At 62.6% G+C, this 26,841-nt stretch carries 28 protein-coding genes; 15 read left to right on the top strand and 13 right to left on the bottom strand.

All coding sequences use genetic code 11. From position 1 onward, the window contains the following. Positions 1 to 3 precede the first annotated feature (3 nt). From AC1DVN_RS25530 to AC1DVN_RS25505, 6 genes are all read left to right on the top strand, one after another. Positions 4 to 630 carry an SMI1/KNR4 family protein gene (locus AC1DVN_RS25530; RefSeq protein ID WP_020971117.1) on the top strand — a complete coding sequence of 209 codons (627 nt, stop codon included), beginning with the start codon at positions 4 to 6 and terminating at the stop codon, positions 628 to 630. Next, positions 627 to 1,727 (top strand): galactose-1-phosphate uridylyltransferase, encoded by a 1,101-nt coding sequence (gene galT / locus AC1DVN_RS25525; protein WP_477994340.1) that lies wholly within the window; start codon positions 627 to 629, stop codon positions 1,725 to 1,727. Before AC1DVN_RS25530 ends, galT begins: the two co-directional genes overlap by 4 nt. Beyond that, positions 1,727 to 2,857 carry a galactokinase gene (galK, locus tag AC1DVN_RS25520; protein ID WP_477994339.1) on the top strand — a complete coding sequence of 377 codons (1,131 nt, stop codon included), beginning with the start codon at positions 1,727 to 1,729 and terminating at the stop codon, positions 2,855 to 2,857. The genes galT and galK overlap by 1 nt, the downstream gene beginning before the upstream one ends. A 119-nt stretch (positions 2,858 to 2,976) precedes the next feature. After that, positions 2,977 to 3,426 carry an RrF2 family transcriptional regulator gene (locus AC1DVN_RS25515; protein WP_003943059.1) on the top strand — a complete coding sequence of 150 codons (450 nt, stop codon included), beginning with the start codon at positions 2,977 to 2,979 and terminating at the stop codon, positions 3,424 to 3,426. A gap of 31 nt (positions 3,427 to 3,457) precedes the next feature. Further along, on the top strand, positions 3,458 to 4,651 hold the full coding sequence (locus tag AC1DVN_RS25510; protein WP_477994338.1) for a globin domain-containing protein: 1,194 nt from the start codon (positions 3,458 to 3,460) through the stop codon (positions 4,649 to 4,651). A gap of 92 nt (positions 4,652 to 4,743) precedes the next feature. Beyond that, a complete protein-coding gene (locus AC1DVN_RS25505) occupies positions 4,744 to 5,367 on the top strand; it encodes a LysE family translocator (RefSeq protein WP_019745753.1) in 624 nt (207 codons plus the stop codon). A 2-nt stretch (positions 5,368 to 5,369) separates the two neighbouring features. Here AC1DVN_RS25505 and paaK read toward each other — a convergent pair whose 3' ends face one another. The 9 genes from paaK to AC1DVN_RS25460 all read right to left on the bottom strand — a co-directional run bounded on the left by paaK (position 5,370) and on the right by AC1DVN_RS25460 (position 13,022). Further along, the gene (gene paaK / locus AC1DVN_RS25500) at positions 5,370 to 6,671 is read right to left on the bottom strand and encodes a phenylacetate--CoA ligase PaaK (protein WP_019745754.1); all 1,302 of its coding nucleotides are present in this window, start codon (positions 6,669 to 6,671) and stop codon (positions 5,370 to 5,372) included. 41 nt (positions 6,672 to 6,712) lie between these two features. Continuing rightward, positions 6,713 to 7,792, bottom strand: coding sequence for a 1,2-phenylacetyl-CoA epoxidase subunit PaaE (gene paaE, locus AC1DVN_RS25495; RefSeq protein WP_477994337.1), 1,080 nt, complete (start codon positions 7,790 to 7,792; stop codon positions 6,713 to 6,715). Between the two features lie 4 nt (positions 7,793 to 7,796). Further along, positions 7,797 to 8,255, bottom strand: a complete 459-nt coding sequence (paaD, locus tag AC1DVN_RS25490; protein WP_069145762.1) for a 1,2-phenylacetyl-CoA epoxidase subunit PaaD — start codon at positions 8,253 to 8,255, stop codon at positions 7,797 to 7,799. A 50-nt stretch (positions 8,256 to 8,305) separates the two neighbouring features. Beyond that, a complete protein-coding gene (gene paaC, locus AC1DVN_RS25485) occupies positions 8,306 to 9,223 on the bottom strand; it encodes a 1,2-phenylacetyl-CoA epoxidase subunit PaaC (protein ID WP_007730623.1) in 918 nt (305 codons plus the stop codon). A 28-nt stretch (positions 9,224 to 9,251) separates the two neighbouring features. Continuing rightward, positions 9,252 to 9,569 carry a 1,2-phenylacetyl-CoA epoxidase subunit PaaB gene (gene paaB / locus AC1DVN_RS25480; protein WP_020909477.1) on the bottom strand — a complete coding sequence of 106 codons (318 nt, stop codon included), beginning with the start codon at positions 9,567 to 9,569 and terminating at the stop codon, positions 9,252 to 9,254. Then, positions 9,566 to 10,534 (bottom strand): 1,2-phenylacetyl-CoA epoxidase subunit PaaA, encoded by a 969-nt coding sequence (gene paaA, locus AC1DVN_RS25475; protein WP_047890228.1) that lies wholly within the window; start codon positions 10,532 to 10,534, stop codon positions 9,566 to 9,568. Before paaA ends, paaB begins: the two co-directional genes overlap by 4 nt. A gap of 92 nt (positions 10,535 to 10,626) precedes the next feature. Continuing rightward, positions 10,627 to 11,412: an enoyl-CoA hydratase/isomerase family protein gene (locus AC1DVN_RS25470; RefSeq protein ID WP_477994336.1), complete on the bottom strand. Its 786-nt coding sequence runs from the start codon at positions 11,410 to 11,412 to the stop codon at positions 10,627 to 10,629. A gap of 27 nt (positions 11,413 to 11,439) precedes the next feature. Beyond that, a complete protein-coding gene (locus tag AC1DVN_RS25465; RefSeq protein ID WP_477994335.1) occupies positions 11,440 to 12,297 on the bottom strand; it encodes a 3-hydroxyacyl-CoA dehydrogenase family protein in 858 nt (285 codons plus the stop codon). Next, positions 12,294 to 13,022, bottom strand: coding sequence for an enoyl-CoA hydratase/isomerase family protein (locus AC1DVN_RS25460; RefSeq protein ID WP_046379474.1), 729 nt, complete (start codon positions 13,020 to 13,022; stop codon positions 12,294 to 12,296). Before AC1DVN_RS25460 ends, AC1DVN_RS25465 begins: the two co-directional genes overlap by 4 nt. Positions 13,023 to 13,129: 107 nt before the next feature. On the opposite strand from AC1DVN_RS25460, the gene AC1DVN_RS25455 reads away from it, so the two are divergent. The 4 genes from AC1DVN_RS25455 (at position 13,130) to paaI (ending at position 16,625) form a co-directional block, all read left to right on the top strand. Continuing rightward, positions 13,130 to 13,741, top strand: a complete 612-nt coding sequence (locus AC1DVN_RS25455) for a TetR/AcrR family transcriptional regulator (RefSeq protein WP_019745762.1) — start codon at positions 13,130 to 13,132, stop codon at positions 13,739 to 13,741. An 88-nt stretch (positions 13,742 to 13,829) separates the two neighbouring features. Next, positions 13,830 to 15,872: a phenylacetic acid degradation bifunctional protein PaaZ gene (paaZ, locus tag AC1DVN_RS25450; RefSeq protein ID WP_477994334.1), complete on the top strand. Its 2,043-nt coding sequence runs from the start codon at positions 13,830 to 13,832 to the stop codon at positions 15,870 to 15,872. Between the two features lie 6 nt (positions 15,873 to 15,878). Next, positions 15,879 to 16,190 (top strand): EthD family reductase, encoded by a 312-nt coding sequence (locus tag AC1DVN_RS25445; RefSeq protein WP_003943191.1) that lies wholly within the window; start codon positions 15,879 to 15,881, stop codon positions 16,188 to 16,190. A gap of 66 nt (positions 16,191 to 16,256) precedes the next feature. Next, positions 16,257 to 16,625 (top strand): hydroxyphenylacetyl-CoA thioesterase PaaI, encoded by a 369-nt coding sequence (gene paaI / locus AC1DVN_RS25440; protein WP_046380079.1) that lies wholly within the window; start codon positions 16,257 to 16,259, stop codon positions 16,623 to 16,625. Positions 16,626 to 16,643: 18 nt separating this feature from the next. On the opposite strand, the gene AC1DVN_RS25435 is transcribed toward paaI, so the two are convergent. Together AC1DVN_RS25435 and AC1DVN_RS25430 are read right to left on the bottom strand one after the other, a co-directional pair. Further along, positions 16,644 to 18,434, bottom strand: a complete 1,791-nt coding sequence (locus AC1DVN_RS25435; protein ID WP_477994333.1) for a CocE/NonD family hydrolase — start codon at positions 18,432 to 18,434, stop codon at positions 16,644 to 16,646. 81 nt (positions 18,435 to 18,515) lie between these two features. Further along, positions 18,516 to 18,962, bottom strand: a complete 447-nt coding sequence (locus tag AC1DVN_RS25430) for a cupredoxin domain-containing protein (protein WP_019745766.1) — start codon at positions 18,960 to 18,962, stop codon at positions 18,516 to 18,518. 272 nt (positions 18,963 to 19,234) lie between these two features. Here AC1DVN_RS25430 and AC1DVN_RS25425 point away from each other — a divergent pair, with 272 nt between their 5' ends. Both AC1DVN_RS25425 and AC1DVN_RS25420 read left to right on the top strand, forming a co-directional pair. Beyond that, the gene (locus AC1DVN_RS25425) at positions 19,235 to 19,597 is read left to right on the top strand and encodes a hypothetical protein (RefSeq protein WP_029537164.1); all 363 of its coding nucleotides are present in this window, start codon (positions 19,235 to 19,237) and stop codon (positions 19,595 to 19,597) included. 7 nt (positions 19,598 to 19,604) lie between these two features. Continuing rightward, positions 19,605 to 20,744, top strand: coding sequence for a cation:proton antiporter (locus AC1DVN_RS25420; protein WP_019745768.1), 1,140 nt, complete (start codon positions 19,605 to 19,607; stop codon positions 20,742 to 20,744). On the opposite strand, the gene AC1DVN_RS25415 is transcribed toward AC1DVN_RS25420, so the two are convergent. Beyond that, positions 20,728 to 21,489, bottom strand: coding sequence for a DUF2127 domain-containing protein (locus AC1DVN_RS25415; protein WP_021331716.1), 762 nt, complete (start codon positions 21,487 to 21,489; stop codon positions 20,728 to 20,730). The genes AC1DVN_RS25420 and AC1DVN_RS25415 overlap by 17 nt on opposite strands. 75 nt (positions 21,490 to 21,564) lie before the next feature. Here AC1DVN_RS25415 and AC1DVN_RS25410 point away from each other — a divergent pair, with 75 nt between their 5' ends. The 3 genes from AC1DVN_RS25410 to AC1DVN_RS25400 all read left to right on the top strand — a co-directional run bounded on the left by AC1DVN_RS25410 (position 21,565) and on the right by AC1DVN_RS25400 (position 25,305). Further along, entirely contained in the window at positions 21,565 to 22,371 is an 807-nt protein-coding gene (locus tag AC1DVN_RS25410; RefSeq protein WP_019745770.1) for an alpha/beta fold hydrolase, read from the top strand. A 106-nt stretch (positions 22,372 to 22,477) separates the two neighbouring features. Then, complete coding sequence (gene gabT / locus AC1DVN_RS25405; protein ID WP_021331715.1) at positions 22,478 to 23,851, top strand: 4-aminobutyrate--2-oxoglutarate transaminase; 1,374 nt, start codon at positions 22,478 to 22,480, stop codon at positions 23,849 to 23,851. Positions 23,852 to 23,868: 17 nt separating this feature from the next. Continuing rightward, positions 23,869 to 25,305 (top strand): aldehyde dehydrogenase family protein, encoded by a 1,437-nt coding sequence (locus AC1DVN_RS25400; protein ID WP_477994355.1) that lies wholly within the window; start codon positions 23,869 to 23,871, stop codon positions 25,303 to 25,305. Here the strand turns inward: AC1DVN_RS25400 and AC1DVN_RS25395 are convergent. Then, positions 25,281 to 26,813 (bottom strand): PucR family transcriptional regulator, encoded by a 1,533-nt coding sequence (locus AC1DVN_RS25395; RefSeq protein ID WP_477994332.1) that lies wholly within the window; start codon positions 26,811 to 26,813, stop codon positions 25,281 to 25,283. The genes AC1DVN_RS25400 and AC1DVN_RS25395 overlap by 25 nt on opposite strands. Positions 26,814 to 26,841 lie beyond the last annotated feature (28 nt).

The raw sequence follows: 26,841 nt of genomic DNA, 5'->3' as shown, positions 1-26,841 counted from the left end.
CCCATGAGCGTTGCAAACGAATGGAGCCGAATCGAAGCGTGGTGCCGTACACACGCACCGGTGACGGCTGCAGCGTTTCAGCCAGGGCTCGGTGACGCCGTTATCGAGGAATTCGAAGCGTCGACCGGCGTCACGTGGCCCCACGAACTTCGCGAGCTGTATCGGGTGCACAACGGCAGCCTGACCCACGACGACCGGACCGGGCTCTTTCTCGGCAGCGTGCTTCCCGACAAGTTCTTCTACCCCATCGACGTCGCAACCGAAGTTCGACTCACTCTGCTCGAAACGTGGGACGAGACGATCTACGAGAATCCGGACCTCTACGCCGAGGACGAGATGGATCGACACGATCAACGCGACGCAGGCACTGCCGCAACCATGTTCATCCCCTCGTTCCTTCCCTTTGCCGGACTGGACGAGTACCACTACTTCGTGGACACACGAAACGGCGCACTCCATCATTGTGTGACCGAGTATGCGTCGGACGCCACTGACAACGGCGGTCCGATCTGGGCGTCCATCTCGGTCATGTTGGGCGCCCATGCCGCAGCGTTGGAAACAGGATCCACGATCGGAGTGTGGAAACCCGTTGTCAGCAAGGGTGTTCTGGAATGGGAAGTCGACGCATGACACCCAAGCAGGATCCGACCCGTCGTACCCTCGCCGACGGGCGTCAGATCTTCTACTTCGACGATGCCGGCCGTACCCGCGCCCACTCTGCGCGAGATTCCCGCGAATTGCCGGCTCTCGACCACTCGTCTCGGATGAGGTTCGACGTTCTCACCGGGGAGTGGATCACCATGGCTTCGCATCGCATGACACGGACACATCTCCCCTCCGCCGCCGAATGTCCATTGTGCCCGACCAACGAAACACGCACGCCCACAGAGATACCCGACGGAGACTACGACGTCGCGGTGTTCGAGAATCGGTTTCCGAGCTTTGCCGCGGCGCCCGAGGAAGCCATTGACGGTCCCGGAGACGGTGTGGGCGATCGCCCAGCTGTCGGCCACTGCGAAGTGATGTGTTTCTCGAGCGATCACACGGCGTCCGTCGGCGAGCTTCCACTCGAACGCATGCGCACGATTGTGGGTGCATGGATTTCTCGGACCGAAGAGTTGTCGGCGGATCCGGTTGTGGAACAGGTGTTCTGCTTCGAGAACCGCGGCGAAGAAATCGGGGTGACACTCACCCATCCGCACGGACAGATCTACGCATACCCGTATGTCACGTCACGCACCCGATCCATGTTGACGCAGGCGGACAAACACTTCGAGCGCACCGGTCGCTCACTGCTCGCCGATGTTCTGGCGTTCGAGCGCGAGGACGGGGCCCGGTTGATCTACGACGGCGATCACTGGAGCGCCTACGTCCCGACCGCCGCACGATGGCCCATCGAAATTCACCTGGCACCGCACCGAGACGTCCCGGACCTTCCCTCGTTGAACGACCAAGAGCGCGAAGAGCTTGCGGTCGTTTACCAAGATCTCCTGCGCCGTATCGATCGCTTCTATCCGGGCGTCGATCGGGTACCGTACATCGCGGCCTGGCACCAAGCTCCCGTCCGCATCGACCGACCTCTGGGTCGACTGCATCTTCAGCTGTTCTCGATCTTGCGCGCACCAGGCAAGCTCAAATACCTCGCCGGGTCCGAGTCCGCCATGGGCGCCTGGGTGAACGACACCATTCCCGAGGCAGTCGCGGCCCGCCTACGGGAGTTGAAATAGTGGATACCGTCTCGAAACCATCTGTGCTCCAACAGTTTCACGACACCCATGGCTATCCGGCAACCGGAGCCTGGGCGGCACCCGGTCGAGTCAACCTGATCGGTGAACACACGGACTACAACGGTGGATTGTGCCTACCGGTCGCTCTCGAGCAGCGAACGCTGGTTGCCGTCGCACTGCGCAGCGACGGGGTCGTCCGCGTGCACAGTCGGCAATCCGACGAGACATACACCGGGCCCCTCGGCGACATCGCAGCAGGATGGGCCGCCTACCCCACAGCCGTTCTGTGGTCTCTTGCGCGCCGAGGCCTCCCGCTCGGAGGAATCGATCTGGCAGTCGACTCGTCGGTACCGGTCGGGGCCGGGCTGTCGAGTTCCGCTGCCCTCACCTGTTCGGTTGCGTTGGCCGTCAATGAACTTCACGATTCACCATTCACCCGCGATGAGCTGGTACAGATATGCATCCAGGCGGAGAACGACGGCGTCGGCGCACCAACCGGCGGGATGGATCAATCCATTGCCCTCTTTGCCCGACCCTCGACTGCGCTCCTGTTGGACTGCCTGGACGGATCCACCGAACCCATCCCTTTCGAACTCCACGGTGCGGGGTACGAACTGATCGTCATCGACACTCGGGTCAAACACTCGCTCGCAGACGGACAGTACGGGTTGCGACGCTCTCAATGCGTCGATGCAGCAGCAGCTATCGGCGTCGGCAGCTTGCGAGAGGCTACTGCAGACCAAGCCGAGACAGTGCGAGACCCGATCCTCCGGGCGCGGGCACGGCACGTCGTGACCGAGATCGAACGGACACGGAAGACCGCAGAGCTTCTGCGCAGCAACAGATTCAGCGACGTCGGCGAGCTGTTCGACAACTCCCACGCGTCGTTGCGCGACGACTTCGAGGTCTCGTGTGAAGAACTCGACGTCGCCGTTGCCGCAGCACGACGCGGCGGCGCGATCGGTGCGCGGATGACCGGCGGCGGATTCGGAGGTTCGGCCATCGCATTGGTTCCGGAAGGAAGTCATGCGGAGGTCATCGCGTCGGTGAGCCGCGACTTTGCGGCGCGGGGTTGGCGAGCACCCCACTTTCTCGACGTCGTTGCCGGGGGTTCGGCCGCCCGCCTCTGAGCGAACGGTACGTTCAGCGCACTGGAGGCGCCGAACGTACCGTTCGCCCTGGTTGGGACCCCTCGAGATCCCCCTCACATAAATAGTCATCTCAGATGCGAATTATGTAGGTTCAGGTCATGCAACTGACGCAGTTCACCGATCTGGGATTGCGCGTCGTCATGCGGTTGGCCGTACTCGACGCGGATGCCTCCCCCAGCACCCGGGATGTTGCGCAGCAGCTCAACGTGTCGTACTCCCATGCCACCAAGGTGGTTACACGGCTCGGTGAGCTTGGCATCGTCACAACCAGGCGTGGTCGCGGCGGTGGGCTTTCCATCACCGAACTCGGCCGCACCGCCACCATCGGCTGGCTGGCCAGACGCCTCGAAGGCCCGGGTGAAGTCGTCGACTGCGAAGGCGACAAACCGTGCCCACTTCGCGGCGGCTGCCTCCTTCGGAGCGCTTTGCGCGAAGCACAGGAAGCGTTTTTCGTTTCACTCGACGCGGTCACGATCGAAGACGTCATCCGGCAGCCGTCCAAAACTGTCCTGCTACGCCTCACCACCCGGAGCGACGAAGCAGGCTGATCAATCGAATTTCGACCGAACGGAGCAGCTCATGCTTTCCCCACAGTCAACCGAGGTCATTCGCGCCACCCTTCCCGTGGTCGGCGCCGCCATCGGCGATATCACAACCCTGTTCTACCGCAAGATGTTCGACGCACATCCTGAACTCGAACGTGATTTGTTCAATCGCGGCAATCAGAAACAGGGCGAACAGCAGAAGGCTCTCGCCGGCGCCATCGCGGCATTCGCGACGCTTCAGCTCGAGCCGGACAGCGCCAAGGTCGATCTCATACTCTCACGTATCGCGCACAAGCATGCGTCGCTGGGAATCACGCCCGACCAGTACGCAATCGTGCACGAACACCTCTTTGCCGCGATCGTCGAAATACTAGGCGATGCAGTCACTCCCGACGTCGCAGCAGCCTGGGACGAGGTCTACTGGATGATGGCGGAAACCCTCATCACGATGGAGCGTGGCCTCTACCAACTCGCCGGCGTCGACGCCGGTGACGTCTGGCGCACGGTCAGGATCAGCGAACGAGTTCTTCAGTCCGCCGATACCGTCTCACTGACGCTCACTTCGCTAGACGGCAGTGCACTCCCCACCTTCGCGCCCGGACAGTATCTTTCGGTCGGGGTTACGCTGCCCGACGGCGCTCGCCAGATCCGCCAATACAGCCTGTGTTCGATACCGAGCAGCGCAGACTGGCGGATCAGCGTCAAGCGAATCTCCGGCACTCCTGATGGCGAAGTGTCGAACTTCCTCTACAACAACGTATTCGAAGGTCAGGAACTCTCCGTCACCACGCCTTTCGGTGATCTCACCATGCCGGATGACAACTCACCTCTCCTACTCGCGTCGGCCGGAATCGGTTGCACACCGATGATCGGGATGCTCAATCATCTCGTGGACACCGGCGCCGAGCGTTCGGTCTCTGTCATTCATGCTGATCGATCCATCGCGGATCATGCGCACCGAGCGGAACTCAGCACACTCGTCGACAAGATTCCCGCCGCAACTTTGCATCGTTGGTACGAGGATCTCGGCACGCACGTGGCGTTCGGATCGGTTCACGAAGGACGGGCGGATTTGCAGGACATTGCAGTGGAGCCCGATACCCAAGCCTTCCTCTGCGGGCCGATGCCGTTCATGTTGGCGATGCGCGCATCGTTGCTCGAAAGGGATGTTCCGGCACAGAATATCCACTACGAGGTCTTCGGGCCCGACAGCTGGGCCAATACCTGAGCGGACCACTGCCTGCGAACTGGACCTTGGCGCGCCACGGTAATCCCTTGTGTACTCGACGAAACATACGTACCGAGTAGTGGGAGACCGACATGATCACGTCAGCGTCGATGACGGGAGTCGCGCTGATAGCCCTGGCGATGGTTCTGACACCGGGCCCCAACATGATCTACCTGGTGTCACGCAGCATCAGCCAGGGCCGTCGGGCAGGCTTGATCTCGCTCGGCGGAGTCGCAACCGGTTTCCTGGTCTACCTCGCCGCCACGTGCGCTGGACTGACAGCGGTTCTCTTCGCCGTACCCACGGTGTTCACCGCGGTGAAAATCGGCGGCGCCCTGTATCTGGCCTATCTCGCCTGGTCGACCCTTCGACCAGGTGGGAAGTCCGCCTTCGAGGTGGGCGAAGTCGACCGCCACGGTAGCGGCCGTCTGTTCGGGATGGGGTTGACCACCAATCTGCTCAATCCCAAGATTGCGCTGATGTACGCGGCCCTGATCCCCCAGTTCGTCGATCCCACTGCGGGCCCGGTCTGGCAACAGGCACTCGTACTCGGCGGCGTGCAGATCCTGGTCGCAGTCACTGTCAACGCGTTGATCGTGTGCTGTGCGGCGGCCGTGTCGACCTTCCTCGTGGCACGTCCGGTATGGATGCGGGCTCAGAAGTGGCTTGCTGGTGGCATTCTCGGAATCTTCGCCACCCGCATGGCCCTGGAGTAGTTTCAGTCCTTCGGACGTTGGTCGATCAGACGACGCGCTTTGCCGATCGAGCGTTCGAGTCCGCCGGGTTCGAGAACGTTTACCTCGACCGTGACACCGATCTTGTTCTTCACCAGCTTCTGCAATGCAGACGACGCTGCCGCATGGTCCGAAATTGCCGCGTCGGGGCGAGCCTCGACGCGCACTGTCAGGGTGTCCATACGACCCGGACGCTCCAGCACACACTGGAATTGAGGCGCGAGGGCGGGGACGGTCAGGATCAGTTCTTCAATCTGTGTGGGGAACAGATTGACTCCACGCAGGATGATCATGTCGTCGGTCCGGCCGGTGACCTTCTGCATCCGTCGCATCGAGCGCGCCGTCCCGGGCAACAGACGGGTCAGGTCCCTGGTCCGGTAGCGAATGATAGGCAGCGCTTCCTTGGTGAGCGAGGTGAAAACGAGCTCACCTTCCTCTCCGTCCGGCAGCACCTCACCCGTGACCGGGTCGATGATCTCCGGGTAGAAGTGGTCTTCCCAGATATGGAGTCCGTCTTTGGTTTCCACACATTCCATTGCCACGCCCGGGCCCATGATCTCGGAGAGCCCGTAGATGTCGACGGCGTGCATGTCGAGTTGTTGTTCGAGCTCGGTACGCATCTGTTCGGTCCACGGCTCCGCTCCGAAAACTCCAACCCGCAGCGAGGTTTTCGAAGGATCAATACCCTTCTTGATCATCGCATCCACGATGGTCAACATGTACGACGGCGTCACCATGATCGCGTCGGGTTCGAAGTCCTCGATCAGTTGGATCTGCCGCTCGGTCATGCCACCGGACATGGGAATGACCGTGCAGCCCAAACGCTCCGCACCGTAGTGTGCTCCCAACCCGCCGGTGAACAGACCGTACCCGTAAGCCACGTGCACCTTGTCCGAAGACCGCACCCCGCCGGCCGAGAGACTGCGCGCGATGAGATCGGCCCAGTTGTTCAGGTCGTTGCTCGTGTACCCCACCACCGTCGGGCGACCGGTGGTCCCCGAAGACGCGTGAATTCGCGAGACCTTGTCCTGGGGCACCGCAAACATCTTGAACGGATAGTTCTCACGCAGATCCGCTTTGGTGGTGAAGGGGAACTTCGCGAGATCGCTCAGATCCTTCAAGTCGCTCGGGTGGACGCCGGCGTCGTCGAAAGCTTTGCGGTAGTGCGGAACATTGGTGTACGCGTGCATCAGTGACCATTGCATCCGCTCGAGTTGGAGCGTCGAAATGCGGTCCCGGCTGGCAAATTCGATTTCTTGCGAAGTAGCTGTGGCGAGTTCGGTCATGATTGTCTCCGGTGGGCTCAGTGAGGGCGCTGTGCGGGCGGTCAGGCGTCGAAATCGACTGTTATCTGTTCACCGACAGGAAAGGTCTGGCAGGTCAGCACGAAACCCGCGTCGACTTCGTAGTCTTCGAGTGCGTAGTTCCTGCGCATCTCGACATCACCGCAGGTGACCTTGGCGCGGCAGGTTCCGCACACTCCGCCCTTGCAGGCAAAGGGCAGATCCGAGCGGTACTGTTCAGCCGCATCGAGAATCGACTGGTCGCGTGGCAACGTCGCGGTGGTCGATCGACCGTCGAGAGTAATAGTCACCTCGCTGCTCGGTCCGACAATTCCGCGCTCACGATGCACTGCGACCGGCGGAGCGACGTCGTCGACGTAGAACAGCTCGTGATGGATGCGGTCCTTGGCAATTCCCAAGCCGGCCAGCACTTCCTGGGCGTCGTTGACCATCCCGAAGGGGCCACACAACCAGAAGCCGTCGACTTGGTCGCACGGCACGAGAGAGGTGAAGATCTCACGCAACCGGTCGGCGTCGAGACGGCCCGAGAACAACTCGACCTCCCGCGGCTCGCGAGAGAGAACGTGAATGACGTCCAGGCGTGCACCGTACCGGTCCTTCAGGTCGGCGATTTCTTCGGCGAACATCACCGAACGAGTACGCCTGTTCCCGTACAGCAGGGTGACATCGGCCTCGGGGTTCGCCAAAAGTGTTGCAGCGATGGAAAGCATGGGCGTGATGCCGGAGCCCGCCGCGATCAGAACGTGCCCTCCACCCAATGCCGGATCGGCGACAAAATTGCCCGAAGGGCCCTGGACGTCGATCTGATCCCCGGCCTTGACGTCGCGCACCAACCAGGTGGAGAAGAGCCCGTCTGCTACTTCGCGAACCCCCACACGTGGAGACGCCCCTACCGGTGCACAGATCGAGTAGGAACGACGGTGTTCGACGCCGTCGATCATCCGCCGCAGTGTCAGTGACTGCCCGGCGCCGAAATCGAATTGATCGGCGATATCGGCAGGCACGTCGAAGGTGACGGCAACTGCGTCGTCGCACAGTGATTCGACACCGGCGACCGTCAACGGGTGAAAGGGTTTGTTCCGGTTCGTCGTTGCGGTACTCATCTGTTCAGATCTCCTTCACGTGATCGAACGGCTCGAGGCAGTCGAGGCAGCGATACAGCGCTTTGCACAGGGTCGCACCGAATTCCGAACTCAGTCTGGTGTTTGCCGAACCGCACTGGGGGCAGAGGATGTCGCGGGGCTTTGCCGTCAAGGTCAATGCGATCGGCCCCGAGGTGCGGCGCGGCGCTGCCCCCGGCACCGAGTACCCAGCCGTCCGAAGTTTCGCGAGCCCCTCTTCGCTGATCCAATCCGAACTCCAAGGCGGCGACAGTTGAGTCTTGATCTGGACGCTGCCGTATCCGGCGTCGGTCAGTTTGTGCTCGATGTCGTCTCGCATCGTCGCCATTGCGGGGCACCCAGAATAGGTGGGAGTGATTGTCACACAGACGAAGTTCGCTTCGACGTCGACCGATCGGATGACGCCGAGGTCGGCCAGAGTAAGCAGTGGCATCTCCGGATCCATCACCGAGGCGACGATCTCCTGCGCGGAAGAGACGGTGGTGGCAGCCACGGTCACCACACCCCTTCCGGGTGCTCCCGAGCGACGCTCTGCATTTCGGCAAGAAGTAGTCCCAGCGCCCCGGTGTGCAGTCCGGCACGTCCACCGCGGCCGCCGACGAAACCGGAGAAACGTGAAGGGGGCTCTTCCATTTCGGCCGCATGGAGGACCTGGGCAAGAACAGCGTCGAACTCCGGCCGAACAGTACGCGGATCCACTCCGACGCCAACTTCTGCCAAAACGAGTTCGTCCTGGGTGGGAACAAAGAGTTCGTCCACGAACGGGAAGATCTCGAGCAGGGCGTCGGCCGTCCGACGCTTGGATTCTGCCGTGCCGGCGCCCAAGGTGACGACCCATCTTGCCGCGTAGTCGCGGTGATAGGTCAGTTCCTTGACACCTTTGTTCGCCACAGCTGCGAGAACCGGATCGCGCGACATGCGCAGCCGATCGAACAGCGCCAGCCGCCAGGTCGAGAACACGAGTAGCCGAACGACCGTGTGCGCGAAGTCGCCGTTGGCGAGTTCCACCAGTCTCACGTTGCGGAAACCGAACTGATCACGAAAGAAGGCGAGCGCATCTTCGGCCGGCACCGGTGACGTATCGGAGATGAACGGAACCACAGTGGAATCGGCTGCTGCCGCGCGAGCCAGCAGCAGCCTGGCCTGCCCGATCAAGTCCAGGCCGACGTTGGCGAGAGCTACCTCTTCTTCGAGTTCCGGTGCTCGCGTGGACCATTCGGCGAGTCGCTGCGAACTGACGAGCGCGTCGTCGCCAAGCATGAGGCAGTAGCGCGCCAGCGCACCGAGATCGACATCGCCTGGCACCGTGGTGTCGACTCCGGCGAGGGGGTCGTCGAAGCTTGTTCCGAACGCCCACTGACCGTGGCCGTCACCGTCGACCAGGCCGTCGTAGGCACTGTCGTGATCGTTCATCTGTTGGTCCTCGAAGTCGAAGTGATTCTCACATGTGCGGAACGGAGTCCGGGATGTCGTAGAAAGTCGGGTGCCGGTAGACCTTGTCGCCGCTCGGCGCGAAGAACGGATCCTTTTCTGCCGGACTCGAAGCCACGATTTTCGCGGATGGCACGACCCAGATACTCACGCCTTCGTTACGTCTGGTGTAGACGTCGCGCGCGTGGCGTAACGCCATCTGGTCGTCTGCCGCGCGCAGGGATCCGACATGCACGTGGTTCAGTCCGCGCTTTCCCCTCAGAAATACCTCGTACAAAGGCCATTCGCCCCGCACCTGATCGCCCTGTACCTGATCGTTCTCGCTCATGATGTTTCCCCAGTCGTGCGATCGTGCGCGAGTCTCTCGCGCTGTGCAAAGGCGTAGGCGGCGTCGCGAACCCAGGCCCCGTTGTCGTGTGCGGCTTTCCGATTGGTGATCCGCTCGACGCTCGCCGCTCCGTTGCCGCGGACCACATCCATGAATTCGCTCCAGTCCGGCTCACCGAAATCGTGTGCGCCACGCTCGGGGTTCCAGCGCAGGTCGGGATCAGGGAAGGTCACACCGAGGACCTCGGCCTGCGGTATCGACATGTCCACGAATCGCTGCCGCAGTTCGTCGTTCGTGTGCCGCTTGATGCGCCACTTCATCGACTGCTCGGTGTTCGGCGATTCGTCGTCCGGCGGTCCGAACATCATCAGAGCGGGCCACCACCATCGGTCGACGGCTTCCTGCACCATCGCACGTTGAGCTTCCGTGCCGCGCATCATCGTCGCCAACAACTCGAAGCCTTGCCGCTGATGGAACGATTCCTCCTTGCACACACGGATCATCGCGCGCGCATACGGCCCGAAGGAGCTGCGGCACAGCGGAACCTGATTGCAGATGGCGGCTCCGTCGACCAGCCAGCCGATCACACCCACGTCGGCGTAGGTAAGCGTCGGATAGTTGAAGATCGAGGAGTACTTCTGCTTTCCCTCGATCAGTTTGGTGGTCAGATCGCCACGATCGGCACCGAGCGTCTCGGCCGCGGAGTAGAGATACAGACCGTGCCCGGCCTCGTCCTGGACCTTCGCCATCAAGATCGCCTTGCGTCGCAACGAAGGCGCACGGGTGAGCCAGTTTCCCTCGGGCTGCATTCCGATGATCTCGGAGTGGGCATGCTGGGCAACCTGACGAATCAGAGTCTTGCGGTAGCCGTCCGGCATCCAGTCGCGAGGCTCGATGCGCTGGTCTGCCGCGATCGTCTCGTCGAACAGGTTCTGCAGGTCTTGTGGAGCTTCCACGTTGGTCATCGTACCTACCTTTTATTACCGAATGATCGGTTGGTAACTAGTATGCACCGAGGTGTCCCAGCGCACAAGAGAATCTTTCGACGCACCAGAAATCAGCGGCCCTCGAAAACCGGCTTCTGCTTCGACAGGAAAGCCGTGACTGCGCCTTGATGATCTGCCGTGGAACCCAGCTCCACCTGCGCGTTCGCCTCCGCCTCCAGCGCCTGGGAAAGCCCAGGAGCAACGGCACGGATCAGCGATTTCACGTGAGCGAAGGCCGCGGTGGGTCCGTCGGCAAGTCGACGGGCAAGTACCCGAGCCTCAGCTGCGACGTCATCGTCGGCCACGACGCGATGAACCAATCCCCACTCCAGTGCGCTCTGCGCGTCGAACTTGTCGCCGAGCAACATCAGGCCACTGGCACGGCTGGGTCCGAGCGCGTGCACGAGCGCATGACTGAGCCCGGAGTCACTGGCCAGACCGATGCCGGTGAATGCCGTCGCAAAGCTCGCGCGAGCCCCCACGACCCGGATGTCTCCGGCCAACGCGATTCCCAACCCGGCCCCGACGCAGGCCCCACCGATACCCACCACTACCGGGACAGAGAGCGTCGACAGCGCCGTGACGATGGGGTTGTAGTGCGCGGCGACGGTATCCATCGCGTGCGCCGGATCAGCATCCAATGCTGCCGCGTGCTCGCCCAGATCCTGACCGACGCAGAAGTTCTTGCCTTCGGCGAGAATCAACACCGCTCGAACGCCTGCGTCCGCGCGGACCTGCAGCAACGCTTCGAGCAGCTGAGACTTCATTTCGCCGTTGACGGCATTGGCTGCCTCAGGCCGGTCGAGAGTGATTGTCGCCAAACCTCGCTCGATCTCCAAGCGGATCACGTCAGTCATCGATGTTCCTTTCGCAGGCAGTTCGGTTCAGCTCCATGTGTGAAAACCCTGTCCCGTCTTGCGCCCCAACTCGCCGCGAGCCACCTTCTCTCGCAGCAATGCTGGAGGAGTAAATCGATCACCGAGAGTGCTCGCGAGGTGTTCGGCGATCGCCAGGCGCACATCCAACCCGACCAGATCTGTCGAACGAAGCGGCCCCATCGGATGCCGGTACCCCAATTCCATGGCCCGGTCGATCGATTCCGCGTCCGCCACACCTTCTTCGAGCATGCGGATGGCTTCGAGCCCGAGACCGACGCCAAGCCGGCTGGTTGCAAAACCAGGTGAGTCGTTGACGAGCACCTCGGCCTTGCCGAGCATCGACACCCATGCCCGTACCGAGTCGACAACCTCGGGGCGGGTCTGAGGTGCCCGGACGATCTCGACCAACAGCGATGCCGGGACTGGATTGAAGAAGTGCATACCGATGAACCGGCTCGGATCCGTCAGCGCTGCGCCGAGTTCGGCGATCGACATGGAACTGGTGTTGCTGGCGATCACGGTGCGTTCTCCGGCAACGGTTTCCGCAGCGGCGAGCACCTCGACCTTGAGGGCCGCAATTTCCGGGACCGCCTCGACGATCAGGTCGAGCGACGGGGGTAAGGAGCTCACTGCGCCTACGACGCTCACGCGCGCGAGGACCGTCGCGGGATCCTGGTCGCCGAGTTTCCCTCGCTCGTGGGCGCGGTCGAGGCCGGTGGAAACACGCTGTAACGCTGCCTCGGCGTCGCCGCTCTCCGCGATGGTGACCGCCCCGCCGAGACCGGCGAACACCTGGGCGATACCTGCACCCATACGTCCACCGCCGATGACTCCGACGGTCTTCGGCGCAACTGTTTCAGTCATGATTTCTTCTCCAGGAAGGCCGTCATGCGATCGTGCTTGTCCGAACTCTCGAACAGGACGGCTTGGGCGATGTCGTCGGCAAACGGATGCGATCCCGGCGCGTCGACAATGATCTTCGTCAATCGCAGTGCCAGCGGGGACAGTCGGGAAATACGGTCGAGCAGCCGATGCGCTGCGTCGACATGGCAGTTCGGTTCGGTCACCTCGGCAACCAGGCCCGCTCGTAGCGCCTGCTCGGCGTCGAGGTTCCTGGCACCGAGGAGCACTTGCTTCGCGATCGAGACTCCGACGAGCTTCGGCAGCCGATAGCTGGCGCCGGCGGCTGCCATTATGCCGAGATTGGGCTCGGGATTACCGAAGACCGCCGTCGTTGTCGCGATGCGAATGTCGCAGGCGTAGGTCAACTCTGCCCCGCCGCCGAGCGCATAGCCGCTCACGGCGGCCACGGTGGGCAGCGGGAGCTTTCCGATACGGTCGAACAGGGTCCGGTTGATACCCGCAAACGCTTCCTCCCGTCCGCGCTCTCGGAGCTCCGCGATGTCAGCGCCGCCCGCGAAGTGGTCTCCGCGCCCGGCAAGCAGGAGCAGCTTCGGATCCCGTTCGAGGCGTCCACAAATCTGATGCAGTTCGTCGATCATTTCCGCGTTGATCGCGTTGCGTTGCGCGGGCCTGTCGAGGGTGACCACGACGCGATCCTCGCGCTCGTCCACGTGCAGGGTGTTCACATTCGCTCCTTCTCGCTCTCTTACATTAATAACCGAACATTCGGTCGTTTGGCAAGGATGAAAACAAGGATGGTGCACAGCTTTGCCCGAACTGAGAAGATGGGGACATGACTACGGCACGCCCCACTCGACGCACCGGCCTCCCCGGACGTCCCGGCTACGACCTCGATTCGCTCCTGGCCGTGGCCGTGAAGGTGTTCAACGACAAGGGCTACGACGGCGCCAGTATGGAGGTGCTCGCCAAGAAGCTCGGCATCACGAAGTCCTCGATCTACCACCACGTGTCCGGCAAGTCGGAACTTCTCGAACTCGCACTTTCGCGTGCCCTCAACGCCCTGTTTGCGGTCACGACCGAAGAAGGCGCCACCACCGGTCCGTACATCGACCGGCTCGAATACCTGGTCCGGCGCAGCGTAGAGGTGCTGGTCGCAGAGCTTCCGTACGTCACCCTGCTCCTGCGCGTCCGCGGCAACACGACGGTCGAGCGGGCCGCACTCGCCCGTCGACGCGAATTCGACAACTTCGTCGGAGGCCTCGTCTCGTCCGCCGCAGCGGAGGGAGACCTGCGCCCGGACATCGAACCGGCCCTCGCGAGCAAGCTGATGTTCGGCACCGTCAACTCACTGATCGAGTGGTACAAACCCCGAGCGGGCGAGTCCGTCTCCGACATTGCCGACGCGGTCGTCGCCGTCACTTTCGACGGACTTCGCAAGGCCTGATTCCAGGCAGTTCTGCCGAATCCTTGACAACGCGGCGTTACCGGGCGATCGTAATTACCGACCGAACGTACGGTGAGATGGAGTTGTCGTGAGCAGACTGTTGGAAAGCTATGTAACCGGTCGCTGGTACGCCGCACCGGACGCAGGTACCCCGTTGCCGAGCGCAGTGGACGGATCGGAGGTGGCCCGGATCTCCGCAACCGGCGTCGACCTCGCCGAGATGGTTACGTACGCACGCGAGGTCGGCGGGCCTGCACTGTCTGCGATGACCTTCCATGAACGTGCCGGCGCGCTCAAGGCTCTCGCCCTCACGTTGATGGCAGGAAAAGCCGAGTTCTACACACTCTCCACTGCCACCGGCGCGACGACGCGAGATTCCGGCGTGGACATCGACGGTGGATTCGGAACCCTGCTGAGCTACGCGAGCAAGGCTCGCCGCGAATTGCCCGACAGCACAGTCTTTCTGGATGGAAACGTCGAAGCTCTGGGCAAGGGCGGAACTTTCCTCGGGCAACACATCTATACGTCACGCCGCGGCGTCGCCGTACAGATCAACGCCTTCAATTTCCCGGTGTGGGGGTTCCTGGAGAAGCTGGCACCGGCATTCATCGCGGGTGTGCCGTCCATCGTCAAACCTGCCAGTTCCACGGCATATCTCACCGAACTCGTCTTCCGGCGCATCATCGAATCAGGCTTGCTCCCGGAGGGTTCCGTCCAACTGCTCTCCGGTAGTGCACGGGGCCTCCTCGATCACCTCGGCGGGCAGGACTCAGTGGCATTCACCGGATCCGCCGACACCGCCGCAACGCTGCGTGCTCACCCGAACGTCGTCGGCAAGGGCGTCCATTTCAATGCCGAGGCCGATTCACTCAACGCGTCGATCCTTGGCGAGGACGCCGTACCAGGAACGCCCGAATTCGATTTGTACGTCAAACAACTCGTCACCGAAATGACAGTCAAGGCGGGTCAGAAGTGCACGGCGATCCGGCGCGCCCTGGTGCCGGTCTCGCTGGTCGACGCCGTTGTCGATGCCGCATCCAAGCGACTGAACAAAGTGGTCGTGGGACACCCCGATGCCGACGGCGTCACGATGGGTGCGCTCGCCAGCATCGAGCAGCGCGACGAAGTCTTGAAATCCATTCGCGGTCTGACGAAGTCGGCAACTATCGTATTCGGAGACCCGGACAACGTCGACGTGATCGGTGCCGACGGCCAGTCAGGGGCCTTCCTTTCCCCTGTCCTTCTCCGGGCGGAAGAGAATGCGCACGAGGTACACGAGCTGGAGGCCTTCGGACCCGTCAGCACCGTCATCGGATACGACGGCATCGATCATGCGATCGAACTCGCGGCCCGTGGCGAGGGAAGCCTCGTCGCCTCGGTGGTCACTGCCGACACCGACATCGCACGTCGACTGGTGCTGGGCCTCGCAGCTTTTCACGGCAGAGTGCTCGTCCTGAACCGCGACGATGCCAAGGAATCCACCGGCCACGGCTCTCCCCTTCCAGTCCTCGTACACGGCGGTCCGGGCCGTGCCGGCGGCGGTGAGGAGCTGGGTGGCATCCGCGGAGTTCTACACCACATGCAGCGGACGGCCGTGCAGGGCACACCCGACGTGCTCACCGCGGTCGGCGAGCGCTGGTTCACCGGGTCAGCGCGCACGACCGGATCCGAACATCCATTCCGAAAGAGTCTCGCCGAGTTGAAGATCGGCGACACCGTTGTCGGCGGTCCGCGCCAGGTCACACTCGCAGACATCGATCATTTTGCAGAGTTCACCGGTGACACCTTCTACGCACACACCGATCCGGTGGCCGCAGCGGCGAACCCGCTGTTCGGCGGCATCGTCGCACACGGCTATCTGGTTGTCTCACTCGCTGCCGGTCTGTTCGTCGACCCGGCTCCCGGCCCGGTTCTCGCGAACTTCGGCGTGGACAGCCTCAGGTTCCTGACCCCGGTGAAAGCCGAAGACAGCCTGACGGTCACCCTCACAGCCAAGACCATCACACCTCGCAGCAGCGCCGACTACGGTGAGGTTCGTTGGGATGCCGTGGTGACGAACCAGGACAACGATCCGGTCGCGACATACGACGTCCTGACTCTGGTAGCCAAGACTCGCCCCGAAGGGAATTGAAAGCACATGACCTATCGAGTAGCAGTATGTTACGGACGCCCCACCGATCCGGAGGCTTTCGACAAGTACTACAACGAGATCCACGTCCCGCTCGCCAGCGCAGTGCCAGGACTCTCGGACTTCACGTTCAGCAAGTGCTCGACGCTTGACGGCTCCGATCCAGTCTTCTACGCCGTCGCCAACCTGGTGTTTCCCGATCTCGAGACGATGCAGAGCGGCCTGAAGTCCCCGGAGATGGGCGCCGCAGGAAAAGATGTCGCAAACTTTGCCACCGGCACAGTCGACATGTACGTCCAGGAAGTTGTCTCGGTCCTCTAGACCCCTGCAATTCTCCGATCCCACAGGAGTTGTCTCGTGAGTACAGGAAGCATCACCGCCAGAGAGATGTTCGACGCGGACCAGGCGTCGCAGGCACTCGGTATCGAGATTTCCGAGCTGGCGCCCGGTAGCGCTACCGTGACCGTCACCGTGGGCGAAACCATGGTGAACGGTCACGGAATCACACACGGTGGTTATGTTTTCCTGCTCGCGGACACCGCGTTTGCGCTCGCCTGCAACGGCTACGAGGATTCAGCCGTTGCAGCGCGCGCGGACATCCGATTTCTACGTCCGACCCGTCTGGGCGACACCTTGACCGCGGTCGCCACCGAGAAGGCACGAGGCGGTCGAAGTGGGATCTACGACGTGACCGTTCGCAACGGCGACACCGTCGTGGCCGAGTTCCGCGGCGACAGTCGAACCATCACCCGCTGAAATTCAGCCCACGGTGTTTCAGCTCACGACGGGAAGTTCGAGGGGGCCGGAACCGTCGGCAAAGATCGTCACCGGCATACCTTGCAGTCCCCCACGGAAACTGATGTCACCACCGGTGATCGCGAAACGCACGGAATGTCCCGGCTCGAATCGATGCACTATCGCCGGCATCGTCACCGGTACCGGTTGGGACGGATCACTGATACGTATAGGCGCAATCAGTCCGTTGATCAGCGAGGAAGTTCCGTCCGGGGCCACGTCGTAGAGTTTCGCGAACACCACCGGCTGTCCGGGCGCCGCAACACGCAGCGTCACAGTGGGGGCTCCCACCACGTCCATTGCCTCGGTCATCGGCGCAGTGGTCCAGAGCGCCTCGGTTCCCGGAATCTGTGCATTCGGAATGTTTCCGGCCGGATTGATATTGAGCGGCTCGACGCCTGTCGGCAGCCCACCCGGTGCCGTGACGATCGTCTTCGGACCAGGTATCACCGGCGTGCCGTCCGGCAGCAGTCCCCCGTCAGCGGACAGATGGAAGGCGCGGGCGGTCCCGACATCGACGGTGTCGGACGTCGCGTATGCCGGCGCCGCGTTTCCCTCGTAGTCGATCCAGTTACGGAAATACGCGAATTCCGGTCCCGTCTCCGTGTTCTCGTCCTTGAGGTAGTGATCGAACCAGTCCATGAAGCGACCGGTTTCGTATTGCGCGTCTTCGTCGGGAGCGGAAAAGCTGAATTCGCCGGGCGCAGCGGCCAAATGGCTGTGCCCCCACGAATGCCAGATCATCTTGGCATCGACGCCACGATCCTTCAGCGCGTCGTAAGTCGCGGTTGCCTCGTTCAGATCGAACAGGGTGTCCTGTTGTCCCTGAGCAAGCAGTACCGGAATGTTGATCCGGTCGACGAACGACGAGACCGACGACGCTCGGAGCTCACTCACTACCTGCGGTCCGATGTCGCCGGTCACCACCGCCTCGGCGATCGCGTTGCACATGTAAGGGACGTAGTTCGGGCAGCCGGGTAGCCGTGCGGGATCTGCGATGTAGCCGTCCACACCGGGATTCGCGATGCCCGCGCCGAAGAGCAGCGATGCAAAGAGCACCTTCGCAGCTCCCGGCTCCGCTGTCGACACACCGGAGATGATTCCCGTGCTGTTGGGCGCCAGAGAATACGAGAGATCGTTCCAGGTGATCATGGGGATGATCGTGTCGATACGGGGATCGACACTCGCGGCGGCGAATTGAATCCCGCCGCCGTAGGAGCCACCCGTCATTCCGACCCGCGGGTCGTTCGTCGACGGTGCACCGGTGTGATCGACGGAGTCCTGTACCACCGCGGTGAGCGCCGGATAGGGCTGCGTCAGAGCCTGATCCGTGAAGGCAATCCCTTCTTGGCCGCCGAGGAAGCTGACCAACTGGGAGGCGGCGACGCCGTCGTACGCGGGAGAGTCGAGTGTGACCTTGCAACTCGAGCCACCGAAACCCAATCCCGAATACGTCAGTCCGACATACCCGTTCTCGGCGAAGTTCTGCAGCGCGGGAATCTGGTCCTTGTACGAACCACCGAACCCGTTGGTGGTCAGGATCGCGGGCGCTGGGTTGTCCGCATCGACGCCGTCGGGAACAAAAAGTTCACCGACGACGGTGCACGGCGTCGAGAGTTCAGGCCCGACATCGACCGAGAAGTACAGCAGCTGTGACGAATACGAGCCGTTCGGTGAATCCGCGAGCGCCGGCGGCGAAAAGCCGAGGGCACAAACCACGAGCGTGACGACACTGATCGCTATTCTCCGGCGCACCTGAAAACCGTACACCCGGATCTGTTCTCCACCAGCCTGATCGGGTGCGCGCCGCCGAAGTTTCCGGAGCAAAAGCTACGCCGGACGGGCCGACCACTACTTGACCGTCAAGGTGCCGCGCATACTCGGGTGGTAGGTGCAGTGGAACGTGTACGTTCCCGGCTCGTTCGGCACCGTGATGGTTTCCGTCTCACCCGCTTCGATGTCCTCGTTGAACAACCCTGAGGTATCGGACGTGACCGAGTGCTCGACGGTGTCGTTGTTCTGAATGGTCAGTACCTGTCCGGGCATCACCGACTCCGGCGTCGAATATCCGAAACCGCTGATCACGATTCCCATCGACGACGCTCCCGGCGTCGACATACCCAGAGGCATACTCGGCATCGACATACTGGTCGGCATGCTGGTCATCGACATACTGGTCATCGCCATGCCGTCGTGATCGGCCGAATCGTTGTCCGACGAATCGTTGTTGTCACTGCACGCGGTCAGTGCGAACACCGCCAGGATCAGCGCTGCGAGCACTGCGAGAATCCGCTTCATTGCTTCGCCTCCTGCTCGTTCCCCCGCAGTCTGCTGATTACCCGCCGCCTAGGGGGCCAAACAGCTCCGATGTGGTGCCTGCGGCGCTGATAGTGCACGATTTCTGCACCAGCTCCACTCGCGGACCGACACTGAAGGAAACAGCACAGATGGCCAAGAGCAAAACGTCGAAGGCAGCCCAGCCGAAGGCGCCGAAGCCAGCCCAGCCGAAGGCTCCCAAGACAGCAGAGCCGAAGGTAGCCGAGAAGGCTCCTGCCGTTCTCTGGAAGGACCTGCCGGACGAGCACGACTACCCGGCGGCCCGCGATTACCTCCAGTTGGGCGCGACACCGGTTCAGGTCCAAGCTCTCGTGTACGCCCTCAAGACGGCGACGCTGGTCTCGAAGAAGGCCAAGGACATCCTGCGGGCCGCCGGGCTACCCCTGCTCCCGGTCGACAACCCGCACGTTGCTGCCGACCTGTTGAAGATCCGCAAGGGGATCGCGCTGTCTCCGATCCTGCTGGTGCAGGGAGACTTCCGCGCCGGAGTACCGGCGCAGATCGCCGACGGCTACCACCGTGTCTGTGCGAGCTACCACGTGGACGAGAACACCGGCATCCCTGCAAAGATCGCTCCCTCGACAGTGACGTCGTAGGTCGTCGATGACCTTCGGCATCCTTGCCCTCGTCGCGCTGGCCGGCATCCTCGGTCCGCTGCTCGGCGCTCGCGCCAGTTGGCATGTCCCCGTGGTGGTCGGCGAACTTGCCGCGGGCGTCGTCTTCGGTGTCACCGGTTTCGGGCTGCTCGACTCTTCGGACCAGACTTTCACGTTCCTGGCCGATATCGGGTTCGCGCTCACGATGATGGTGGCCGGCTCACACGTCCCGGTCCGCGATCCGGCAGTTCGTGCGGCAATCGGCAAGGGTGCCGTTCGCTCGGTTGTCGTCGGACTCCTGTCGGTGGTTGCCGGCTACGGTGCGGCGACGGCATTCGGCACCGGTCACGCCGCGCTGTACGCGGTCCTGATCGCGTCGTCGTCCGCGGCGTTGATTCTCCCCATCGTCGATTCGCTGGGGCTCGGTGGAACCTCGGTTCTGCAGATGACTGCCCAGGTCGCGATCGCGGACACCGTCTGCATTGTCGCGCTGCCTCTGGTGATCGATCCGGACAATGCCCCTCGTGCCGGTGTCGGCGCATTGGCGGTGGCGGCGTGTGCGGTTGCCTTGTTCTTCGTACTGCGAGCCTTCCACCGGTCCGGCCATTGGCGAAAGCTCCACAAATTCTCGGAGAAACGAAAGTTTGCACTCGAACTCCGGATCAATCTGGTGATCCTCTTTTCTCTGGCAGCGCTGGCCTCCAGCACTCACGTGTCGATCATGCTCGCGGGCTTCGCCTTCGGACTTGTCCTGGCCGCGATCGGCGAACCCCGCCGTCTCGCCAAACAACTCTTCGCGATCACCGACGGCTTCTTCGCGCCCCTCTTCTTCGTCTGGTTGGGAGCGGCGATCAATCTGCGCGACCTCGTCACCCATCCGTCCGCCATCTGGCTCGGATTGGTCTTGGGCGGAGCAACTCTCGTGGTTCACGCCGCGATACGCGTCCTCGGTCTTCCGCTCCCTCTCGGCGTGCTGTCCGCCGCACAACTGGGAGTACCGGTTGCCGCAGTGACGGTGGGCACTCAATTGGGGGTGATGGGCGACGGTGAACCCGCAGCCATCCTCCTCGCCGCCATGATCACGATCGGGGCAGCAACACTGGCTGGTGCTGCCGCGTCGAAAGCCGGTCTCACGAAGCCTGTTTGACCGCGGCCCGCTCCACCGTCATCAGGCTCTCCTCCGAATGTTCGGCGTGATACGCCGCGCCGCCGCCGCGGACACCGAATAGCCGCTTGCTCCAGATCAGCCACACGACGGCGGCGACGTTCACCAGCAGCAGCCCGGCCCTCAACCACGTGATCTTCTCGGTCAATTCGTAGATTTCGAGGGGCAGGAACAAGCTGGTCGCCACCACTGCGAAGTACTCGCCCCAGCGTTTGACCATCCACAGCCCAACGGCCTCGATCACTTGCAGGCCGGCGTAGACCAACAGACCGACCGCGATCCAGGTGAGCGTCGTCGCCGACAACGAAAACGCCTGCTCGATGTGATGGACCAGTTTGGAATCGTCGATGTTCCAACCCAGCTGGCGGGCCAATGGTCTGATCAACGGCAATTCGTTCTCGAAGGCGTCCTCGACGCGCCCCTTCGACGATCTGAGTTTGAACACCCCGATCGCGAGAAGAACCAACCCCAGAGCGCGGAACATTCTCTCGGTGGCAAGAAGTCGCATGATCAACCGGTCGCGAAGCAGCCGTCCCCGCGGAACCTCGGGAGCGGCGTCCGCCGGCCCGGACGCTCGCGGCGCTCCCGGGACGAAGTTGCCGCAACGTAGGCACCGCCATGCCTGGCCCACCGCAGTGTCCACATGTAGTCGATCCCGCAGCTCAGGTTCGTCCGGAGCGTAGGTCTCGTGACCGTGCCAACTGCACGAGCGCAATGCGAAGTCCACGGGTGAACTCTATGCCGCATATGCCCGGTAGCGTGGATACCCGCTGACCGTGCACTTCGAACGATGAGGATTCCGATGACAACCACCAAGATCGAAACCCGGCATGGCGTCATGGCAGTCGACGACAGTGCCACCGATGGTTTCCCGGTTGTCTTCATCCACGGAAACTCGGCCAGCCGCTCCATCTTCCGTCATCAGGTCGACGCCGGCTGGGCGGGCGACTACCGCATGATCACTCTGGACCTGCTCGGCCACGGCGACTCCGAGGACGCGAGCGAACCCGAAGCCGCGTACACGCAGAACGGTTACGCCGACGCCATCGTCGATGTTCTGGCCGAACTCGGCGTCGAACGAGCGGTTGTCGTCGGGTGGTCGCTCGGCGGACACATCGCCCTCGAGTTGATCGCGAAATTCCCCGGGCTCACCGGAGTCGTCATCACCGGTACGCCGCCGGCAAATCCCGAGACGCTCGGCGACGCATTCAATGCCGGCGACGGATTGTCCATCGGCGGCACCGAGGTCATCACCGCGCAGGAAGCCGAACTCTACGCACGGATGACCGCCGTTCCCTTCGAGCAGTCCGCCCTCGACGCCGCGATACGCACGGACGGGCGCGCTCGCAAGATCATGTTCGACGCATTCGGCGCCGGCCGCGAATCGGATCAGAAGGCTCTGGTTGCAACGGCGTCTGTGCCACTCGCGGTGATCGACGGCGCCGAGGACCCGTTCGTGAACACGTCCTATGTCGCGTCGTTGACCTTCGCGAATCTCTGGGAGGGCACCTACCACGTGATCCCGGGAGTCGGGCATGCAGCGTTCTGGGAAGCACCCGAGATCTACAACCCACTGTTGCAGCGGTTCCTCGCCAGTTTCGCGAAGTAACTAGCTGGACGCGGCGTCCTATGAGATAGAAGCCACTCGACAATCCGGCCATGTCCGGTCCATTAATCGCCGTCCTACAGTTCGGAAAACAACTGGAGGCACTGCGATGACCATTCTCGAGCACGGCACGGAAACGTGCACCGGTGGACCGGCCCTTCCCCAGGTACGACGCCTCGTCACCGAAGTGCCTGGCCCCAACTCACGCACTTTGGCGAAGCGCCGGAGCGCCGCACTGCCGGCCGGACTGACCAGCGGATCCAGCATTTACGTAGCTGCAGCGGGCGGAGGAGTTGTCGTCGACGTCGACGACAACTCGTTCATCGACTTCGGCAGCGGCATCGCCGTGACCACCGTCGGAAACAGTGCGCCGCGCGTGGTCGAACGCACCACACGCCAGCTCGGTCAGTTCACCCATACGTGTTTCCTCGCAAACCCCTACGAGGGGTACGTCGAGGTCTGCGAAGCGCTCAACCGCCTGACCCCGGGAGATCACGAGAAGCGAACAGCGCTGTTCAACACCGGCAGCGAGGCGCTCGAGAACGCCGTGAAATACGCACGTGCCGCCACCGGTCGCCCGGCAGTTGTCGTCTTCGACCACGCATTCCACGGTCGCACGTTGATGACCATGACGATGACGGCCAAGAACCAGCCGTACAAGGCCACATTCGGCCCGTTCGCACCAGAGGTCTACCGGGTTCCGATGGCCTACCCCTACCGTTGGCCGAGCGGCCCCGAAAACGCTGCCGACGAAGCATTCGCCCAATTCCGTCTTGCGATCGACACTCAGATCGGTGCCGAATCGGTAGCCGCTGTGGTCGTGGAACCGATTCAGGGTGAGGGAGGTTTCATCGTTCCCGCTCCGGGATTCCTGAAGCGCATCGCCGAATTCTGCCGTGAGCGGGGCATTCTCGTCGTCGCGGACGAGGTCCAGACCGGTATCGCTCGAACCGGAGCCTGGTTCGCCAGCGAGAGTGAGGACTTCGTCCCCGACATCATCACAACTGCAAAAGGTCTCGCCGGCGGAATGCCACTCGCCGCCGTGACCGGCCGTGCCGACGTCATGGACGCCGCGCATCCCGGTGGTATCGGCGGTACGTACAGCGGCAATCCCGTAGCTTGCGAGGCCGCCCTGGCAGTTTTCGAGACGATCGAGGTGGAAGGCCTCCTCGACCGCGCAAAGGACATCGGCGAAATCCTGACCACAGGGCTGTCCGAAATCGCTTCGGACACAAATATAATCGGCGACATTCGTGGACGCGGCGCCATGATTGCAATCGAGCTGATCCACGACGAAGACAAGGCTCCCAATCGCGAGGCCGTCGCCCAGATCGTCAGCTACGCCCACGCGCACGGCCTACTTCTCCTCGCTGCCGGCACCTACGGAAACGTCGTTCGATTCCTCCCGCCGCTGAGCATCTCCGACGAATTGCTGGCCGAAGGACTGGGCATCCTTCGCGACGCTGTGACAGCAGTCCGATGAGCGTCGACAGCAGTCCGATGAGCGTCGTTGTTCACAGCTTGATCGGCGGAGCTTGGGTCACGGGTAGCGAAGGCACACTGACGGACACCAACCCGGCCCGCCCGGACGAAGTTGTCGCCACCGGAGGCCGCGCCGGCGCATCTGAAATGGCGACCGGTGTTCGCATCGCCCGCATCGCCGCGAACGACTGGGCGCGCCTACCGATGTCCGAACGCGGCGCATACCTCACTCGCGCAGCGGAAATCATCGAAACCAACGCCGATGCCTGGGGCGAAGAACTCACCCGTGAAGAGGGGAAAACGCTGGCCGAGGGTATCGGAGAAGTGCGCCGGGCTGCGCAGATTCTGCGTTACTACGGCAACGCCGCAGACCGCGAGTCCGGGACGGTGTATTCCTCCCCACGTAGCGGCGAGCAGATTCTTGTCACTCGCAAACCTCTCGGCGTGGTAGGCGTCGTCACGCCGTTCAACTTCCCGATCGCGATCCCGGCGTGGAAGATTGCGCCCGCCTTGGTGTACGGAAACACTGTTGTCTGGAAACCGGCTGCCGCGGTGCCCCTTCTGGCCTTCCGTCTCGCGCAGGCATTGACCGAAGCGGGCCTACCCGACGGCGTCCTGAACATGATCCTTGCCGACAGCGCAGCAGGTGAAGCGCTGGTCGACCACCCGGACCTCGACGCCATCACCTTTACCGGTTCCACCGGCGTCGGCCGAAGAATCGCGGGATCTGCTGCAGCGCGCGGAGTTCCGGCCCAGGCGGAAATGGGTGGAAAGAACGCAGCCATCGTACTTGCCGACGCAGATCTCGAGCTTGCAGTCGAGCAGGTCATGTTGGGAGCATTCCGGTCAACCGGCCAGAAATGCACGGCCACTTCGCGTCTGGTGCTCCATGAATCCATCGCCGAGGAATTCTTGGCGAGACTGACCGTCGAGGTCGAAGAACTGAGAGTCGGAGATCCACTCGATCCCGACGTCACTACAGGTCCCGTGGTCAGCGCATACGCGCAGCAAACGATCATCGAGGGAATCGATCGAGCCGTCGGCGGCGGCGCCAGAGTTGTGGCCAGCGCCGAAGCGCCTGAATCGGGCCACTACGTCCGGCCGACGGTGCTGGAACTGTCGGCGAGCACCGAACTATGGTTCGAGGAACTTTTCGGCCCGGTGCTTGCGGTGCAGCGGGCAGCAACAACTGCAGACGCATTCCGCTTGGCGAACGAGGGCGAATTCGGTTTGTCCGCAGCGTTGTTCACTCAGGATCTGACCAGCGCACTTGCCGGTATCGATGATCTGGACGTAGGGATCCTGCACGTCAACTCGGAATCGGCAGGCGCTGATCCTCACGTACCTTTCGGCGGTGCGAAGAAGAGTGGATACGGGCCCAAGGAACAAGGCGACGCGGCGCGAGAGTTCTTCACTCACACCACCACCGTCTATCTCAGGGGTGGCCGAGCGTGATCTGAATTCGATTCCGCCTGCAGCAGTTCACGAGCTTTGAGTGCGATCCACAACTCGGACCGAGTGTGGGCGGAATCGAGATCTCGGCCGATCAACTCGGCAGCCTTGTCCATGCGGTTACGCAGCGTGTGCCGGTGAACACCCAACTGCGTTGCAGCGGACTCCCATTGACCATTGTGGTGCAGGAACGCTTCGATCGAGTCCACCAGACAGGAACCGTTCTCAGCATCGTAGCCTTCCAGCACACCGAGGCCGCCGGCCGCGATCGACTGCAGAACATCGTTCGACTGCACACTCAACAAGAGACTGAAAGTCCCGAGTTCCGAGAACGGAACGAGCGTGTGTCCTTCGACCTGCCCCACTTTGGCAGCAGAGACGGCCTCGCGCAGACTCGCTGCTACACCGCTCATCGGCCGGACGCTACCGATTCCGCCGTTGATACTCCGGCGTGAATTCTCCCGCACTCTCGCATACACACTGCGCGTGACCTTCTCCGCAACTTCACTTTTCACGACGAACCACACGCCGGTGCCGTCATTCAGTGGAGCCAACAGGTACGGCACCGCCACTTCTTCGAGGGCCGCTGAAGTGATATCGGTTGCCGCCAGCAAAGGCCCGACATCTGTCAAGGCAGTTGCAACCACCGGGGATTCGGATTCGAATCCGAAGTACCGCAACAGACTTTCGTCTACTTCGCCGCCAGCCTCGCGCACCATCGTCGCGACCGCCAACCTCAGCCGTTGTTGGGCATCGACAACCCGCAACGGCTTGGCGAGCTCGATGGTCAACAGCGACACCGCGTGGCCGACCAGCAGTCGTTCGGACTGATCCAAGGCAGCATCGGACGCCACCGCCAGCGTGCCGCTCACAGCAAGCTTGTGAATGGCCAGATGGCCGTCGTCGTCCACCACGACCCGGCTGCGCTCCTTGCCTGATCGCTCCCTGATGCGTTCGGGCAGAGACGAACTCGCACCTTCCGTCAGAGCCAGCACCGCTCCGTCCCGATCGAGAACGCACACTGCTGCGTGAACCGCTCGACCCAGTGCAGCGATCAGGACCGGCACTCCGTCGAGCAGGGCACGCGCCAACTTCTCCTGGGCATCGACCACCGCCTGCACCGTTCGTATCTGGTCGGCGGTCAGCTCGTCGATCACGGCCCGCGAGATGGCGATGAACGGCGTCGCCTTGGCGACGGAAAGCACAGCAAAACCCAGTTCGTCGCCGGCCCTGATGATCGCGTTCGGTACCTTCTCGTGCACGGTGCCGGTGTCGAATGCCAGTGCCACGGCGCCGGTCCGCGCAATGCGCTCGACGTACTCGTACTGCTTTGTCGCCGATCGCGAAAGGTGCAGCCCCGTCGTCATGACAAGCTCTCCACCGGCGAGCCATCGACTCGGATCCTGCAACTCGATTGCGTGCGCCCAACTGATCGGCAGATCGACGTGGCCATGACCTGCAACAACCGAGAGACCGAGAGAGCTGGTAGCCGCCAAGCGCCGGACAGTCATCGGCATTACCGGAACCTCCGAAGGCAGT

It is taken from the genome of Rhodococcus sp. P4_E4, assembly GCF_056401575.1.
This window is presented reverse-complemented; position numbering and strand designations above follow the sequence as displayed.